Here is a 373-nt window from a genome sequence, read left to right as displayed (position 1 = left end):
GAAAAAGCGCAATCTTGCGGCTTACGACATGCGCACTCTTCTCGCGATTCAGGCACGGCTCGCTGCCGTCACATTCAAACCCACGAACGACAAGAAGTTCCCGGCAAAGGCCGCTGATCGCGCAGAAGGCGTAAAGGGTAGCATGCGTCTCCCGGCCAACAAAACCTTCAAGCTGGTGCTTCGCGCCAACAAGAAGAAAGACACTGGCGCACTTGCGGTGCGCGTCGTGTCCGTTTCGCAAGATGTGAAGCTGAAGTCCGGTGTGGTAAAGAGTGTTGAACTCACGAAGCTTGATCCGGTTGCACGTATGTTCAAGCGTGCCGCACGCTTCCTGCCTGCTGCATTCCAGAATGTTCAGGCACCCCCGAAGCTG

The 373-nt window shown here is 56.3% G+C and carries 1 protein-coding gene; it reads left to right on the top strand.

Annotated elements, in window-relative coordinates:
- A partial coding sequence (locus AC1RO3_RS08800) for a hypothetical protein (protein WP_481764049.1) occupies positions 1–373 on the top strand: 373 nt, incomplete at both ends.

The sequence above is a fragment of the Dellaglioa sp. CoH-57-MRSF-19 genome, from assembly GCF_056781975.1.
This window is presented reverse-complemented; position numbering and strand designations above follow the sequence as displayed.